This is a genomic window from Microbulbifer maximicatervae (SeqCode), assembly GCF_052467385.1.
In genome coordinates, this window is record NZ_CP174311.1 from 3,211,765 (window position 1) to 3,229,350 (window position 17,586).

Annotated in this window: 13 protein-coding genes and 1 tRNA gene; 2 read left to right on the forward strand and 12 right to left on the reverse strand. The window is 51.9% G+C overall.

Annotated features, from left to right (window positions below):
- Positions 1–110: 110 nt before the first annotated feature.
- From dnaQ to ACJJIR_RS13570, 3 genes are read right to left on the reverse strand one after another with little or no spacing between them, the layout of a single operon-like run.
- Entirely contained in the window at positions 111–836 is a 726-nt protein-coding gene (gene dnaQ / locus ACJJIR_RS13560; RefSeq protein ID WP_444905761.1) for a DNA polymerase III subunit epsilon, read from the reverse strand.
- A gap of 14 nt (positions 837–850) precedes the next feature.
- Positions 851–1,288: a ribonuclease HI gene (rnhA, locus tag ACJJIR_RS13565; RefSeq protein WP_444905762.1), complete on the reverse strand. Its 438-nt coding sequence runs from the start codon at positions 1,286–1,288 to the stop codon at positions 851–853.
- Positions 1,289–1,330: 42 nt separating this feature from the next.
- Positions 1,331–2,122, reverse strand: a complete 792-nt coding sequence (locus ACJJIR_RS13570) for a class I SAM-dependent methyltransferase (RefSeq protein WP_444905763.1) — start codon at positions 2,120–2,122, stop codon at positions 1,331–1,333.
- Positions 2,123–2,275: 153 nt separating this feature from the next.
- On the opposite strand from ACJJIR_RS13570, the gene gloB reads away from it, so the two are divergent.
- Positions 2,276–3,055: a hydroxyacylglutathione hydrolase gene (gene gloB, locus ACJJIR_RS13575; protein WP_444905764.1), complete on the forward strand. Its 780-nt coding sequence runs from the start codon at positions 2,276–2,278 to the stop codon at positions 3,053–3,055.
- 196 nt (positions 3,056–3,251) lie between these two features.
- Positions 3,252–4,814, forward strand: a complete 1,563-nt coding sequence (locus ACJJIR_RS13580) for a LysM peptidoglycan-binding domain-containing protein (protein WP_444905765.1) — start codon at positions 3,252–3,254, stop codon at positions 4,812–4,814.
- A 79-nt stretch (positions 4,815–4,893) separates the two neighbouring features.
- On the opposite strand, the gene ACJJIR_RS13585 is transcribed toward ACJJIR_RS13580, so the two are convergent.
- From ACJJIR_RS13585 to fadB, 9 genes are all read right to left on the reverse strand, one after another.
- Positions 4,894–6,777 (reverse strand): SurA N-terminal domain-containing protein, encoded by a 1,884-nt coding sequence (locus ACJJIR_RS13585; RefSeq protein ID WP_444905766.1) that lies wholly within the window; start codon positions 6,775–6,777, stop codon positions 4,894–4,896.
- Positions 6,778–6,896: 119 nt separating this feature from the next.
- Entirely contained in the window at positions 6,897–7,169 is a 273-nt protein-coding gene (gene hbs, locus ACJJIR_RS13590) for a non-specific DNA-binding protein Hbs (protein WP_010132873.1), read from the reverse strand.
- Positions 7,170–7,425: 256 nt separating this feature from the next.
- Positions 7,426–9,831, reverse strand: a complete 2,406-nt coding sequence (gene lon, locus ACJJIR_RS13595) for an endopeptidase La (protein WP_413665176.1) — start codon at positions 9,829–9,831, stop codon at positions 7,426–7,428.
- 267 nt (positions 9,832–10,098) lie between these two features.
- Positions 10,099–11,385, reverse strand: a complete 1,287-nt coding sequence (gene clpX, locus ACJJIR_RS13600; protein ID WP_282933429.1) for an ATP-dependent Clp protease ATP-binding subunit ClpX — start codon at positions 11,383–11,385, stop codon at positions 10,099–10,101.
- Between the two features lie 162 nt (positions 11,386–11,547).
- Positions 11,548–12,189, reverse strand: coding sequence for an ATP-dependent Clp endopeptidase proteolytic subunit ClpP (clpP, locus tag ACJJIR_RS13605; protein ID WP_282933430.1), 642 nt, complete (start codon positions 12,187–12,189; stop codon positions 11,548–11,550).
- A 188-nt stretch (positions 12,190–12,377) separates the two neighbouring features.
- Positions 12,378–13,691, reverse strand: a complete 1,314-nt coding sequence (tig, locus tag ACJJIR_RS13610) for a trigger factor (RefSeq protein ID WP_444905767.1) — start codon at positions 13,689–13,691, stop codon at positions 12,378–12,380.
- 185 nt (positions 13,692–13,876) lie between these two features.
- A tRNA-Leu gene (locus ACJJIR_RS13615) sits at positions 13,877–13,961 on the reverse strand.
- Between the two features lie 182 nt (positions 13,962–14,143).
- The gene (gene fadA, locus ACJJIR_RS13620) at positions 14,144–15,319 is read right to left on the reverse strand and encodes an acetyl-CoA C-acyltransferase FadA (protein WP_413665174.1); all 1,176 of its coding nucleotides are present in this window, start codon (positions 15,317–15,319) and stop codon (positions 14,144–14,146) included.
- A gap of 11 nt (positions 15,320–15,330) precedes the next feature.
- Positions 15,331–17,487, reverse strand: a complete 2,157-nt coding sequence (gene fadB / locus ACJJIR_RS13625; protein WP_444905768.1) for a fatty acid oxidation complex subunit alpha FadB — start codon at positions 17,485–17,487, stop codon at positions 15,331–15,333.
- Positions 17,488–17,586 lie beyond the last annotated feature (99 nt).

Here is a 17,586-nt window from a genome sequence, read left to right on the forward strand (position 1 = left end):
CTTGTATAAGAGACTATCTGGATGGGTGGGGATTGATAATTCCCACCCGCTCAGAAAAAGAAAAGCGCAATAAACATCAAGGTTAAAGAGAACACCTCTTCATTGATGTGCTACCAGAAGTGTTTGCCCGCTGATTTCTCCAGCAAACCTAGCATCGATTGATGCGCTTCAGCTTCCTGTGGCGTAGCACGCGCTACTAGCAGGGGCGCGCGATCTGCCGATAGGCGACGAATGGCTTCACCCGCCGCATCATTTTCCGCCTTCTTACCTTCCTCCCCTTCCGAGGAATCACCCTGTGCCAACACCAAATCGGTTTGGCCACCGGTCATCATCAGGTAGACGTCGGCAAGAATCTCCGCATCCAGCAATGCGCCGTGCAAATCCCGCTGGGAGTTATCGACAAAGTAGCGCTTACAAAGGGCGTCCAGATTGTTTTTCTGCCCGGGGTGCTTTTCCCGGGCCATTGTCAGGGTATCCAAAACCCCACAATGCGCATTGATATTGCGCCAGCGCGGATTACCCAGCAGCCTCAGCTCAGCATCAATAAAACCGACATCGAAGGGCGCGTTGTGAATAACCAGCTCTGCACCTTCACAGAAGGTCATAAATTCATCGGCGATCTGAGCGAATACGGGTTTATCCGCCAGGAATTCATTAGTGATTCCATGGACCTCAATAGCCCCATCTTCCACTTGTCGCTGCGGGTTGATGTACTGGTGATAGTGACGGCCAGTCAACTTCCGATTAACCAGCTCTACGCAACCAATTTCAATAATACGATGGCCGCTTTTGGGATCGAGACCTGTTGTCTCTGTATCGAGAACCACTTGACGCATATGCAATATTCCCCTCAGGACTCCAGCTCATCGACGCCACGATTTGCCAACTGATCGGCCCGCTCATTGCCCGGGTGGCCGGCATGACCTTTAACCCAGTGCCACTCTACATCATGCTCGGAGACGCTCTCATCCAACTGCCGCCATAGGTCTGCATTTTTGACAGGCTTCTTACTCGCTGTCTTCCAACCGTTCTTTTTCCAGTTGTTAATCCAGCCGGTAATTCCCTGGCGCAGGTACTGTGAGTCAGTATGTAAGTCAACTTTGCACGGCTGCTTAAGAGCCTCCAGAGCTTTGATTGCAGCTAACAATTCCATGCGATTATTGGTGGTATGCGCCTCCCCACCAAACAACTCTTTCTCCCGCTCACCGTACACCAACAGGGCACCCCAACCGCCGGGACCAGGATTACCGCGACAAGCGCCATCTGTATAGATAGTAATTTGTTTCAAAACTTACGCCAAAATTAGATATGGGGCTGATTTTCAGCGAAATCAGCGCTTTTGATGCTTCCCGCGTGCTGCAACGCGAGGGCTCGATGGGGTGGCAACCAAAGCGGGCTTTCTCTCGGCCCGCCAGTTGATTTTAATAGTGCGAACACGTGCCACTTCTTTGCGGGCGACTATGATGTAAAAGCCCCCCCATGGCAAGTGCAAGCGGGAGCCAAGGCGCTCCATCCAAGCCGTCTTGGATAGCAATTCCTTTTGCTGCAATGGCAAGCGGAAGAAGCCGCGATCTACCCTTTCAGCCTGCAAGTCCAACAGGTTCATCCAGTCGGCAATTCGAGCAGCCCGCAGTTGATTTCCGCGCTGGTAAGCCCCCCTGGAAAACAGCAGACGGGACAAGCCGAGCAAGGAAAATGGGTTAAACCCGATTAGCAGCATATGACCACCGGGTATCAAAACCCTGGCCGCCTCTCTTAATACTTGATGGGGATGACTGGAGAAGTCCAAAAGGTGATGCAGCAGTACTACATCGATTGAATCGGCGGGGAGGGGCAGTTGCTCGAACTCTACTACCGCAGCCCCGCCCTGCTCAGAGGTCGCCCCCAATCGAAAACGATGATTGATACGACTGAAAGCGCCAAAATCAACGGATTGGGTCACGCTGGCCTGTAGAAAGTGATAACCGAAAAAGCCCTCCACTAAGGGTTGGGCCAATGCCAGCTGTTGCGAGAGAATCTCCTCTCCCAGCGAACTGGAAAACCAATGGGATAGCGCTGGGCAGACCTTGCCAAGAGGGGATTGCTCCTCATCATTACCAGGCCTGCTCTTTCCGGTCATCATATCTCCATTGATCAATCTAACAGCTATTCAATTCTACACTCGGGCGATGTTTCCAGGGCCTTATCTAAGTAAACCAGTCCTCAGGTAACAATTCACACCGTCTCACGCCTTCCATGATATTGTTCTGCTATTCAGCGATAAGACGATCCGATTATGCTATCCATCACGCCAATCCCCGCCTTTAATGACAACTATATCTGGCACCTGCAAAAAGATGGTCAGCACTGGGTAGTCGACCCTGGTGATGCGCTGCCAGTAGAAAAGGCCCTACAGGGGACCAGGCTCAGCGGCATTCTCATTACTCATCACCACTATGACCATACCGGCGGCATCGAAACGCTTTGTCGCCAGTACCAGTGCCCTGTCTATGGCCCCGAGCAAATACCTGGTGTCACTCACCCCATTGCCGGTGGAGATTCCTTACAGATCCTTGGCATGCCCTTCCAGGTACACGCTGTTCCGGGGCACACTCTAGACCACTTAGCTTTGGTTTTGAATGAAACCACAGCAGCAGGCGGTGAACAATTACACCTTTTTTGTGGTGACACTCTTTTTTCCGCTGGCTGCGGCAGGTTGTTCGAAGGCACTCCAGAGCAGATGTACCATTCTCTGCAAAAGCTCAGTAAATTACCCGCCGCAACTATTGTCTATCCTGCACACGAGTACACACTCGCCAACCTAAAGTTTGCCCAAACGGTAGAGCCTAACAATCAAGCCATTGAGGCAAGGGTTGCTCAGTGCAAAGCCCTGAGAGTAGAAAACAAGCCAACTTTGCCTTCAACTATCGCCCTTGAGCTAGACACCAACCCATTTCTTCGCTGTCAGTATCCGGAAGTTAGGCAGACAGCTATCAATTCGAGACCGGAGTTAAATGACGGAAGCGATAACGTAGATATTTTTGCGAGCTTGCGCGGCTGGAAGGACAACTTCTAAACGCCCAACTTCACCTAAACTCGTCTCAGGCTGGGTGATAAACTAGCAATTCGCATATTTTTTAACCGTCGATATTGACCGAAACTAATTTGCCTAATTAGAATCGAAAGTAATTGACCAAATGCCTGGCGCTTTACCAATAATTGTTCTGAAATGCGTCAGGATGAATTACAAGAAATACTCGCGGATATCACACATGGTTCACAAGAATTTTGCCGTAGCATTACTAGCCGCTACGGTAGGGGCCTGCTCGCAATTACCGGAACAGGCCTCTGCGCCCGAAACTGAAAATATCCCTGCAGAGGAAACCTCTGTCGCGAGTGACCGAGCTGTTAAAAAGCACGAACCCTCTGAAGCGGTCCCTCCCCCCGTAGACATCTGGGCAAGACTTCGTCAGGGATTCGCCCTGGATCACCACACCAGCGACCCCAAGGTTAAGGAATATATTGCTTACTTCGCCCGCAACGAGGGCTATATGGCTCGGGTAACCGAGCGCTCTCGTCGCTATATTTTCCATGTTGCAGAACAGCTGGAACAGGCAAATCTCCCACTTGAATTAGCGCTGCTCCCCATTGTCGAGAGTGCATACGACCCCTTCGCCTACTCCCACGCCCGGGCTTCCGGTATGTGGCAGTTTATCCCGGCCACCGGGCGCTCTTTCGGTCTCGAGCAAAACTGGTGGTATGACGGACGCCGCGATGTCCATGAATCCACCCAGGCTGCGGCAAAGTACTTCAACTACCTACACGATCGCTTTGATGGGGACTGGGAACTGGCACTCGCTGCTTACAACGCCGGTGAGGGAACGGTTCGCAGAGCCGTAGAGCGCAATCGTCGCAACGGGCTTGGCACCAGTTATTGGGATCTCAAACTGCCGCGGGAAACCAAACGCTATGTGCCCCAGCTGCTGGCTCTGGCGGAGGTTATATCCCGCCCGGACCATTACAAAATCCCACTGCATGATGTCTCCAATGAGCCCTACTACGCCCGTGTCGATGTAGGCAGTCAGATCGATCTGGCCCAAGCTGCAGAACTTGCAGAAATTGAGATTGAAGAGCTCTACCTACTGAACCCAGGCTATAACCGCTGGGCAACCGACCCCAACGGAAACCACCAACTACTGATTCCAATAGAGACCCAGGAAAAGTTTGAGAGCGCCCTGGCACAACTTCCCAAGGAAGAGAGGGTAAGCTGGCAGCGCTACACCATTGCCCGAGGCGACACCCTCTCCACTATCGCTCGCCGCTACCAGACCACCGTCGGAGCGATACGCGAAACAAACAAACTACGCAGCAATAATATTCGCGCCGGTAAAACACTGTTAATCCCCAGCGCATCGGGCCCCGCGGGACAGTATGCCTACGCACTCGATCAGCGAGTTAAACGCAAGCAGTCTTCTGGCAAGGGCCAGAAAGTTAATTACACTGTACGCCCTGGCGACAGCCTTTGGGGGATTTCACGCAAGCTGGATGTGACCGTAAAGCAACTGGCCAGCTGGAACAGCATGGCACCGGGAGACACCCTGCGCCCTGGACGCACCCTGGTGGCTTACAACGGCTCCCCCGCAGTATCAGAGAACAACCGCACTACCCGCAAGGTTTCTTACCGGGTACGCAGCGGCGACTCTCTATATCGGATAGCCAATAAATTCAGTATCGAAATCGATGATATTCTCCGCTGGAATAAGATAAACAAGTCCAAGTATTTACAACCCGGACAGCGCTTAACCTTATTTGTGGATAGTGCCAGCAACACTTAAAGCGCACCCTACCCTACAGGGAGTTAGCCATAAAAAAACCCGGCAATTGCCGGGTTTTTTTATGGCTCAATAACAACCGTTACTCGGCAGAAGAGGCCAGATCGATTTTTGCCTGATCGGACAAGTAGCGCTGGATAGCTGCTAACTCTGCCCCACCATTTACAGAGGCCAATTGCTGCATCAGTGCCTGACGCTGCTCTTTGCTCTGCTTGGACAGTTCGCCCGGGCGCACGCTGCGCAGATCGAGAACTACCAGATCACCATTATTTGTAGCGAAGCTGGTCACTTCATCTTTGCCAGCAGATGGTGCAGGCAATGCAAATGCCTTGGCATTAATCTCACCGCGCTGAGCAAAACCACCGCGGCGAGTTTTATCACTGGTCTCCAGGGTTAAACCTTGCGCTTCTGCCAGTTCTGCAAAACTAGTACCAGTAGCGAGTTTCTCTTTTAGCTCTTCCGCTTGCTTAGCCAATTGCTCACTGGCCTTATCACGCTTCAAACGGTCAACAATTTGCTGGCGAACCTCTTCCAGAGGGTAGGTACCCGCGGGCTTAGAGTCGGTGACCCGCAAAACAACAGAGTGCTCATTGTTCAGGTTGATCACATCTGAAGTATTGCCATCCTCCTTCACTTCCACAGAGAAGGCAGCCTCGATAACCTGCCCGTTAGAAAGTACGCCAGATGCGCTCTCACGCGAAAACAGATCGGCAGTCTTCAGGGGAACACCCAACTCTTCAGCGGGCTCAGCCAGGTTGTCCGCGTTGTATGCCAGATCGGCGAGACGGGACAAGGCATCAACAAACTCGCGCTCGGCAACGGACGCACGCAGTCGCTTTTCGATCGCCACTTTTTGCTCTTCGAAGCTCGGCGGTTCACTCTGCTCTACTTCCAACAACTTGATAAAGTGAGTTCCACTATCGGTGGTCACTGGAGCAGAAACCTGACCCACTTCCAGCGCGGCCAAGGCCTGCTCGAATGCCTCTGGGAATACATCACCTGTGGTGTAACCCAACTCACCGCCTTCCTCCGCAGAGCCTACGTCTTGGGAGTAAGTCTTTGCCAACTCGGCGAAATCTTCGCCGGCATCCAGTTTGCTCTGAATCTCAGCAATTTTTTCTGCGTCAGCTTCTTCAAGCAAAATATGTGCAGCTCGACGGCGAAGTTCCGATGCGAAACCTTTCAGCTCTTGCTCGTACTGAGCGCGAACATCGCTTTCAGAAATATCAATGTTATCGGCAAATAATTCAGGAGTTAGCTCAATATACTCAACCGCCACCTGCTCTGGACGCTGGTATTGCCCTTGATTCTCCTGGTAGTACTGTTCTACTTCAGCATCCGAAACCTGAGTCTCTGCTAGCAGGCCTTCAACTGGCATCACCACGTAATCAAAATCACGCTCTTCCATAGAGGCCGCAACAATCTGCTCTGCATCCGCCTGGGTAGTAAAAGCACTTTCAACAACACTGTTTGCGTACTGCTCCAGCGCCATATCATTTTCCATAATCTGGCGGAAGCCTGCAGGGCTATACCCCATACGACGCAAAGCATCGCGGTACATTTGCGGATCAAAACTGCCGTTCACCTGAAAAGCCGGAATTCCCACGATCGCTCTGTCGACCGCCGCAGAGCTCATCACCATACCACTGTCCTGAGCAGCTTGGCGCATCACAGCACTGGAAACCAACTGGCGTAAAACTGGCTCACGCAACTGTTCATCGCTGATTAAATCAGCGGGCACATCTTCGCCGTACTGACTAATGATCATATTGCGGCGATTTTGAATTGCGCGTTGCAAATCCAAGTTTGTAATTTTTTCGCCATTAACCTCGGCTACCGCATCGGCAGCACCTCCACTGGCACCGGTGAAGAAATCAATTCCCCCAATGACCATAATAAAACCGAAAAAGGCTGCGACAATAATCGCGGCTGTCCCTTTCAGGTTGTCACGCATGGACTGAAGCATGCTCAGCTCCGAAAATTAATTGTTTTTAACTACTATCAGATACAAAAAAGGCGTATCCCAACTGACACGCCTCTTTGACATTCAGACTCTTTTACAAAGTCTCAAAGCCTGCTGAAAACTTAGTTTACAGCGTCTTTCAGGGCTTTACCGGCCTTGAAGTTAGGAATTTTTGCCGCAGCGATTTCAATGGGATCGCCAGTGCGAGGATTGCGACCAGTACGAGCTGCACGCTCTTTCACAGCAAAGGTACCAAAGCCAACGAGGGCAACTTGATCACCTTTTTTTAGGGCATCAGTGATGCTATCAACCATTGCGTCCAAAGCACGGCCAGCTGCTGCTTTTGGAATATCTGCAGATGCGGCAATTGCTTCAATCAGTTCGGACTTATTCACGCTTAATCCCTCTGTTCTTTTTAAATATGCTTCGGGTGGTCTACAAAAGACACCCATACTTTAAATTTTTTAGCCTTCGGCAATTTACGCGCCGGGCAATAAGCCCCGTTTTATACCAACTGCCCAGAAGCGGGTCAAGGAACCATGCGGGTTTCCGGGCAGATGCACACTTTTCAAGCAGCGTAGATAGCCTGATTGGCGAAGTTTTGGCCTTGCAAGTTGTAAAGGGGCGACAAAAGTCACCCCTTTACAAGAGTCAGTGAGTTTGGATTCCTCGCTGCGAGCGCTCCTCTGCCTTTTTCTGTAAGGCGGAATACTCTTCATCAGACAGGGATTCAGGCTTGTGTTCGAGCGCCAGCTCAAGTACCTGATCGATCCACTTAACGGGCCTAACTACCAAGTCCTGGAGAATATTATCGGGAATATCCTTCAGGTCTCGCTCGTTATCAGCAGGAATCAGTACAGTTTTTATACCGCCCCGATGCGCTGCCAATAACTTTTCTTTAAGACCACCAATTCTTAAAACTTCTCCACGCAGAGTAATTTCTCCAGTCATCGCCACATCTGAGCGAACGGGAATATCCGTTAACACAGACACCAAAGCGGTGCACATGGCAATACCCGCCGAAGGGCCATCTTTGGGGGTGGCACCTTCAGGCACGTGGATATGAATATCCCGGGTCTCGTGGAAGTCCGGACCTATTCCCAGCGCCTGGGAGCGAGAACGCACAACCGTCAAGGCCGCCTGGATAGACTCCTGCATAACATCGCCAAGGGAGCCGGTTTTGATCATGCGCCCTTTACCCGGCACAGCTGAAGCTTCAATGTTAAGAAGCTCACCACCCACCTCGGTCCAGGCGAGACCGGTAACAATTCCGATTTTGTCCTCTTCCTCCGCACGGCCAAAATCAAACTTGCGAACACCGAGAAGCTCTTCAAGTTGCTCTGGCTGTATTACAGCCTTCTTCTCTGAAGGATTGCGAACGTGCTCCGTTACTACCTTGCGGCAGATCTTGGCAATCTCCCGGTCCAGGCCACGCACACCCGCTTCACGGGTGTAGTAGCGGACAATATCCCGGATACTGTCATCGGAGAGATCCAGCTCATCATCTTTAAGGCCGTTGGCCTTGCGCTGCTTCGGCACAAGATAGCGCTGAGCAATATTCAGTTTTTCGTCCTCGGTATAACCGGGGATTCGAATAACTTCCATACGATCCAGCAACGGGCCTGGAATATTCATTGAGTTAGAGGTGCAGACAAACATCACATCGGAAAGGTCGTAATCCACTTCCAAGTAGTGATCATTGAAGGTTTTATTCTGCTCCGGATCCAAAACCTCAAGAAGCGCTGAGGCGGGATCGCCGCGCTGATCCATCCCCATTTTGTCGACTTCGTCGAGCAGGAATAGGGGATTCTTCACTCCAACTTTCGAAATTTTCTGAATCAGCTTGCCCGGCAGTGAGCCAATATAAGTGCGTCGATGCCCACGAATCTCGGCTTCATCGCGAACGCCGCCCAGGGCCATACGCACATACTGACGATTTGTTGCTCGAGCAATAGATTGACCGAGGGAGGTTTTACCCACCCCTGGAGGCCCAACCAAGCACAAGATCGGCCCTTTCACTTTCTTCACTCGCTTTTGTACCGCGAGGTATTCCAGAATCCGCTCTTTAACCTCTTCCAAGCCGTAGTGTTCTTTCTCGAGAATTTCCTCGGCTTTAACCAAATCGTGTCTCACCCGGCTGGCTTTTTTCCAGGGCAGGCTCAACATCCAGTCGATATAACTGCGTAAAACCGAAGCTTCCGCAGACATAGGCGACATCATTTTCAATTTAGCCAGCTCAGCGCGGGTTTTCTTCTCTGCCTCCGCACTCATGCCGGATTCGGCAATTTTGTTTTCCAGCTCTTCAATTTCATTGGGCTCTTCGGTGATCTCGCCCAATTCTTTTTGAATCGCCTTCATCTGCTCATTGAGATAGTACTCGCGCTGGCTTTTCTCCATCTGCTTTTTCACACGCCCACGAATGCGTTTTTCCACCTGAATCAGGTCGATTTCAGCATCCATAAGGCCCAGCAAATGCTCCAAACGCTCTTTAACACTGAGAGTCTCCAGAAGCTCTTGCTTCTGAGCCAACTCAAGGGACATATGCGCAGAAATGGTATCTGCCAAGCGGCCAGGTTCATCAATTCCCGACAGAGAGGTAATAACCTCATTGGGGACTTTCTTACTTACAGAAACGTACTGTTCAAACTGAGACATCACAGAGCGCACAAGGGCATCTGCTTCGCCTTCCGGCAACTCCTGCGTCTCCATCGGCGAAACGGTCGCCTCGAAATGGTTCTCCCTCTCCATCACTTCGTGGATATTTACGCGCTCTCCCCCTTCTACTAGCACCTTCACAGTGCCATCGGGGAGTTTGAGTAACTGCAAGACACTGGCAATAGTGCCCACGCGATAGATATCGTCTGCACCTGGGTCATCCTCAGATGCCTTTCGCTGCGCCACAAGCAATACCTGCTTATCCCTGCGCATGGCCTCTTCCAGGGCCTCTATGGACTTTTCCCTGCCGACAAAAAGCGGGATCACCATATGGGGGTAAACAACAACATCGCGCAATGGCAACAACGGATATTCAAGTGTGGTGTCGGATGACTGATCCATAGAACTCCTCTCGGCCCTATCACTGGGTATTTGGCGCGGCATCATGCTGCTGTTGGAATTGACAGCTTAACCTGGGCCACCGCCCTTCAGATGCTAGTAATGGGGGGGAAGGGCCCGAAATACAAGTCTAATCTCGCGACCAATTTGTGCCGAGCTAAGAGTGCTATTCGAGCCAGGAATACCCAGACAGGTAGTTAGATACCCGGGTAATCAGAAAAAACTATAAAAAAAGCCCCAATATTGGGGCTTTTTGAGGTGGGATTTGAGCTACTCTTCCGGCGCCGCCTTCTGCGGCTGGGACTCACTCTCATAAACCAGTAACGGGGCTGATTCGCCTTTAATGACCGCCTCGTCAATCACAACTTTCACCACATTATCTGTGGATGGGATGTCATACATGGTCTCCAACAATACGGACTCCATGATAGAGCGCAGGCCACGGGCGCCTGTTTTCCGCTCCATTGCCTTAGTGGCAACTGCATCCAACGCATCGGGGCGGAAATCCAGTTCTACATCTTCCATCTCAAACAGTTTTGCGTACTGTTTAGTCAAGGCATTGCGTGGCTCGGTGAGAATCTGTACCAGAGCCTCACGGTCCAACTCTTCCAAAGTTGCGGTCACCGGTAGGCGTCCAACAAACTCCGGGATCAGCCCGTAACGAACCAGGTCTTCAGGCTCCAGGTCGCGCAGGATCTCACCAAAATTACTGGTGCCATCCTTTGATTTAACCTCGGCACTGAAACCAATTCCACCCTTCTCCGAGCGATCGCGGATAACCTTATCCAGCCCCGCAAAAGCGCCGCCACAAATAAACAGGATATTGGAGGTGTCGACCTGCAAGAATTCCTGCTGCGGATGCTTGCGTCCACCCTGCGGCGGCACAGACGCCACAGTGCCTTCAATCAACTTCAGTAGCGCTTGCTGCACACCTTCACCGGACACATCACGGGTAATTGAAGGGTTGTCTGACTTGCGCGAAATTTTGTCGATCTCATCAATATAGACGATACCCTGCTGGGCTTTTTCTACATCGTAATCACACTTCTGCAAAAGCTTCTGGATGATATTCTCAACATCCTCACCCACGTAACCAGCTTCGGTCAGGGTGGTTGCATCGGCAATAGTGAAAGGAACATTGAGCAGGCGGGCCAGAGTCTCGGCAAGAAGGGTTTTACCACTACCGGTTGGGCCTACCAGCAAAATATTAGACTTGCTGAGTTCTACTTCATCCTTACTTTTAACACCAGACTTGGTGCGCAGTCGCTTGTAGTGATTGTATACGGCGACAGCCAGCACACGCTTGGCTCTCTCCTGCCCAATCACATACTGATCGAGGATTTCAGTAATCTCACGGGGTGTCGGCAGGCGCCCTTCAGGCCCCTCCGCAGTCTCTTGTACTTCTTCACGAATAATGTCGGTACACAGCTCGACACATTCATCGCAGATAAAGACTGACGGCCCAGCGATTAACTTCCGCACTTCCTGTTGGCTCTTGCCACAGAAAGAGCAGTACAGCAATTTTCCGCTGTCTTCTCCGCTGCTTTTGTCGGTCATCAAAATACTCCGTCGTCACTGGCCGGCCAGGGCCCTAAATTCAGCTTACCCAGCAAGATGCTGCCTTTTGGCGTGATTTTCAAGTCCCAACGAAAGCCAGCCTGTCAAAAAAACTAACTTTCGCTGAAATCCGCCTCCGGCAAACTTTTAATGTAGAAAAATCTACTTATCGAATGCCTGTCGGCGAGACAATACATCATCGACCAAGCCATATTCCTTGGCTTCATCGGCGCTCATAAAGTTGTCGCGCTCTGTATCCCTCTCAATATCACTGACTGGACGTCCAGAGTGATGCGCCATGAGCTCATTCAAACGATGACGAATCTTGAGGATTTCCTGGGCGTGAATGTGGATATCGCTCGCCTGCCCTTGGGCCCCACCGCTGGGCTGGTGAATCATCACACGGGAGTTTGGTGTTACGAAGCGTTTGCCTTCAGCACCGGCAGTCAACAAGAAGGCGCCCATACTACAGGCCTGCCCAATGCACATAGTGCTGACGTCAGGCTTAATGAACTGCATGGTGTCATATATAGACATGCCGGCAGTTACCGAACCGCCCGGTGAATTAATGTAGAGGTGAATATCCTTATCCGGATTTTCTGCCTCGAGGAAAAGCAGCTGCGCAACAACCAGGTTGGCCATGTGGTCTTCTACAGGCCCGACCAGGAAGATCACACGCTCTTTTAACAGGCGAGAATAAATATCAAATGAGCGCTCCCCTCTGGCGGTTTGTTCTACCACCATGGGAACTAAACCTGATGCTGAGGGCTCTATCGAAGCTTTTGGAAAATCAATTCGTGCCATAGGTACCATTGCTTCCTTTTGTGGCGTATTCGGCAGGCCAGCGAATAGGCATCGTATGCCCATGCTGAAAAATTTGGTTTTCAGAGCTTAACCGGTCAGGCGAGAGAAAGCCAGCCGGTAAAAAGGAAGGAGATGTAGGGGCGTCACGCTTGAGCGGATGCCACCTTACACCTGAATGAAGTGAGAGATTAGCCTTGTTTTTGCGGCTTAATCACTTCGTCGTAGCTGCTGTCAACTTCAGATACTTTAGCTGAAGCCAGTACGTGATCAACAACCTGGTCTTCCAGTACAACAGACTCAACTCCAGATAGCAGCTCACGGTTGCTGTAGTAGTAGTCAACCACTTCTTGCGGCTGCTGGTAGGTAGAAGCCAGCTCTTCAACTTTCGCCTTTACGCGATCGGCATCAACAGAAAGTTCATTCTGCTTAACAATCTCACCGACTACCAGACCGAGAACTACACGGCGTTTTGCCTGCTCTTCGAACATAGTGTCAGGCAACATGCGCTCGGCATCTTCAGCCTTGATCTGACCACCAAACTGCTGAACCATTTGACCACGCAGGGTAGTTACTTCACTGGCAACCAGAGCGGACGGCAGCTCAACTGGATGCTTCTCGAACAGCTGATCCATGATCTGGGTCTTAACTTTGTTCAGAGCGGCATTTTTCAGCTCACGCTGCATGTTGTTGCGAACTTCCTCACGGAACTTCTCTTCGCCACCTTCCTGAACACCGTAAGCTTTGAAGAACTCTTCGTTCAGCTCGGGAAGCTCAGGCTTCTCGGAAGAAGTCACCTTGATATTAAAGGTAACAGCAGCACCGCGAAGCTCTTCTGCCTGGTAATCTTCCGGGAAGGTCAGATCAATGTCTTTCTCTTCACCGGGCTTCATGCCCAGAATGCCTTCTTCGAAGCCAGGGATCATCTGGCCGGAACCCAGTACCAACTGGTGACCTTCGGCCTTGCCGCCTTCAAACTCTTCGCCGTCTTTGCGACCAACAAAGTTGATGACAACACGATCGCCCTTTTGAGCTTTGCGCTTGGTATCTTTCCAGGAAGACTGTTGCTTGCGCAGAACATCGATCATGTTCTTCACGTCAGCATCAGTAACTTCTGCAACAGGACGCTCTACAGCGATCTCAGCCAGGTCAGCGAGTTCAACTTCAGGGTAAACCTCGAAAGTAGCAACGTACTCCAGGTTTTCGCCAGCAGCAGTCTGCTTAGCTTCGATGCTAGGCTGGCCGGCAGGTTTAACCTCTTCCTTCTGTACCGCTTCGTAGAAAGAACGGCTCATTACCTCACCCAGAACTTCCTGACGAACGCCGGCACCAAAGCGCTGACGAACAACCTTCATCGGCACCTTGCCTTTGCGGAAGCCATTGATGCGAACAGTCTTAGCAGCCTGCTGGAGACGCTTATCCACTTCTTTGTCGACAATTTCTGCCGGCAAGTTGACCGTTAAGCGACGCTCCAGACCGGAAGTAGTTTCGATGGAAACCTGCATGTTTATCCTCGTGAGACTATCTCTGTAATCGCGCCGCAGCGCCAACGAATACCGGGTCACCGAGACTTAGTCAGTAACCTCGTAGGCCCAGCACCAAAACAATACTTTTGTGCTGCCGCCAAATACACAAGAAGCCCGCACCTACCCCTCCAGGGCAAGTCACACGGACTTCAAGGCTTTTAATTTGGTGGGGACGGGGAGACTCGAACTCCCACACCTTTCGGCACCAGAACCTAAATCTGGCGTGTCTACCAATTTCACCACGTCCCCAAATCGAACCTGCCGCTAACTCTTTGATATTTAAGCGCTTTCGCTACTTTTTTAGAGCCCATCGCGACAAGGGGTGCAGATTGTGCCACAGCATTTTGGGGGCTTCAACACTTTACTGAACACTTTTCTCATAAAATAAAAAAAGGCGCCTCAAAGGCGCCTTTTTTCGGGGTCTAATTTCCTTAGACTCGCTCTACAACAGTGGTAATACCCTGCCCCAGACCGATACACATGGTAGACACACCCAGGTTGCCGCCCTCATTCTGCATAACGCTCAGCAGGGTGCCAGTAATGCGCACGCCAGAGCAGCCGAAGGGGTGGCCCAGGGCAATAGCGCCACCGTACAGGTTGACCTTCTCATCCATCTGCTCGAGCAGATCCAGGTCTTTCAGCACCGGCAGCGCCTGCGCCGCAAATGCCTCATTCAGCTCAAACTTGTCGATATCGCCAACAGTTAGACCCGCTCTCTTGAGCGCCTTCTTGGTAGAGGGCACCGGGCCATAACCCATAATGGACGGATCAACACCAGCCAGCGCCATTTCTTTCACGCGGGCAATAGGAGTCATACCCAAAGCCTGAGCGCGCTCAGCGGACATCACCAGCATCACAGAGGCACCGTCGGTGATCTGAGAGGAGGTGCCGGCTGTTACCTGACCGTGCTTCGGATCGAATGCCGGCTTCAGCTGAGCCAGACCTTCCACGGTGGTGTCCGGACGGATGGTTTGATCCGTCTCAACCAGGAAAGGTACGCCGTCATCGTCATGACCTTCAATAGCGATAATTTCGCGATTGAACTTGCCAGCCTTGGTAGCTTCAGCAGCGCGATGGTGAGAGCGTGCACCGAACTCATCCATCTGCTGACGTTGGATACCGTGCATCATCGCCAGGTATTCAGCAGTCATACCCATGGAGCCGGCAGCTTTAGCCATATAGCGACCCAGCATTGGGTTGGGGCTAACATGCTCCATCATGTTCAGGTGACCCATGTGCTCAACACCACCCACAACGTACACATCGCCAACGCCAGCCTGGATGTTGGCAGCTGCAGTATGCAGGGAGGACATAGAAGAGCCGCACAGGCGGTTGACGGTTTGCGCCGGGATAGTGTGTGGCAGACCAGCGCGCAGCAGGATAAAGCGAGCTACGTTAAAGCCCTGCTCATCGCGCTGCATAACACAGCCCCAGATCAGGTCATCGATCTCAGCGGGATCGAGCTTATCATTGCGCTGCATGAACTTTTTCAGCAGCTCAGCGGACATATCATCGGCGCGAACATGGCGATATACACCATTCTTCGAGCGACCCATGGCCGTACGCGCGTAGTCGACGATTACGGCATCTCTAGGATTTAAACTCATCGCTATTCTCCTTACTTGTCGCCGTAGTAGGTTTTGCCACTTGCGGCCATTTCACGCATGCGATCGGTCGGCTTGTACAGCTCACCCAGATCGGCGTACTTATCGGCAATCTTCACGAATTCATCCAGACCAATGCTGTCCAGCCACGCGAAGATTCCACCGCGGAACGGAGGGAAGCCAATGCCGTAGATCAGCGCCATATCAGCTTCAGCTGGGGAATCCACGATACCCTCTTCCAGGCAGCGAGCCAGCTCGGTTGCCATAGGCACCATCATGCGCTCGATAATTTCGTCTTTTTCAAACTCGCGACGTTCAGCAACGTGCGGCTTAAGCAGCTCGTAGGACTCTTCGGTAGCCACTTTCTTCGGGCGACCTTTTTTGTCCTGCTCGTAGTTGTAGAAGCCTTTGTTGTTCTTCTGGCCGTAACGGCCCGCCTCATACATAACGTCGGAAGCAGCGGTAAAGGTTTTACCCATGCGCTCAGGGAAACCTTCAGCCATTACGCTCTCTGCGTGAACACCGGTATCGATACCGACAACGTCCATCAGGTAAGCGGGGCCCATCGGCCAACCCCAACGCTCCATCACCTTGTCAACGGCCTGGAAGTCAGCGCCATCGCGCACCAGCATGGAGAAACCGGCAAAGTAAGGGAAGAGAACGCGGTTAACCAGGAATCCAGGGCAGTCGCGTACAACAATAGCCTTCTTGCCCATCTTGTTTGCGTAGGCAACAACGCGAGCTACAGCGGTGTCGGAAGTTTTCTCTCCGCGAATCACCTCAACCAGCGGCATTTTGTGCACTGGGTTGAAGAAGTGCATACCGAGGAAGTTTTCCGGGCGGGAGAGCGGCTCAGCCAGCTGGTTAATAGAAATAGTGGAGGTGTTAGAAGCGATGACAGTGTCTTCGCTGACTTTGGTTTCCACTTCTTTTAATACTGCACACTTCACCTTGGGATTTTCAACCACGGCTTCCACAACAACATCGATATCGTTGAAGCCATCGTAGCTCAGGGTAGGCTCGATACGGTTGAGCACTTCACCCATTTTGACGGGGGTCAGGCGCTTGCGATCAACCAACTTGGACAGCAGCTTGTTCGCCTCATTCAGACCAAGGTCGATACCCTTCTGGTCGATATCCTTCATCTTGATCGGAGTGCCTTTGTAGGCAGACTGGTAAGCGATACCGCCACCCATAATGCCAGCACCCAATACTGCCGCACGCTCAATCGGCTTATCGGCTTTCTTCTCCCAACCTTTGGCAACTTTACCAATTGCCTGGTCAGCCAGGAACAGCCCTACCAGAGACTTCGCAGTGCCGGTCTGCGCGCAGAAAATGAACTTCTCCTGCTCGATTTTCAGCGCTTCATCACGGGTCAACTTGTAACCCTGCTCGATTGACTCAACCGCAGCTACGGGAGAGGGGTAGTTTTTACCCGCCTGCTGACCTACAAATGCCTTGGTGGTAAAGAAGGCCATTAGCGCTTCAGTATCATTCAAGGGGATTGGAGATTTCTTCAGCTCGCGAGTGGCTTTGTAGTCCAGCTCGCCATTAATAGCGCGCTCAAGCAACTTGACCGCTGCATCTTTGAGCTTGGCAGTGGGGATCACCGCATCGACAGCGTGAGCTTCCAGAGCGGCGGCAGGCTTCTGCTCTTTACCCGCTGCAATCCACTCAGCAGCAACATCAACACCCACTACACGCGGCAGGCGAACAGTGCCACCCCAGCCCGGAATCAGACCCAGCTTAACTTCCGGAAGGCCAACTTTGGCCTCTTCGCCCATCAGGCGGAAGTCACAGCCAAGACACACCTCAAAACCACCGCCGAGCGCGTAGCCATTAATTGCTACCACGGTCGGTACCGGAAGGTCTTCCAGGCGGTTGATATTTTCGTTGTTCTGATTCATCAGATCAGCAACGCCCTCTGCACCTGCAGAGAAGGCACCACCAAACTCAGTGATATCAGCACCAACAATGAAGACGCCTTTACCGCTGGTCAGCAGTACGCCTTTTACACCATCCGCTGCTTCGATAGCATCCAGCGCTTGGGAGAATTCAGAAACCGTCTGACGGTTAAATTTATTGACGGATTCGCCTTGCAGGTCGAATTTGAGCTCGGCGATGCCGTTGTCCAGCATCTGTACCGTGAGCGCTTTGCCACTAAATAACATTGATTGACCTCTTTTATTCTGGGCCGCGATCCTGGGCCCGGGGTCGGAATTTTTGTGCAACCAAGGGCCGCCCCGCACAGCGCGGTGACACTTAGGCCC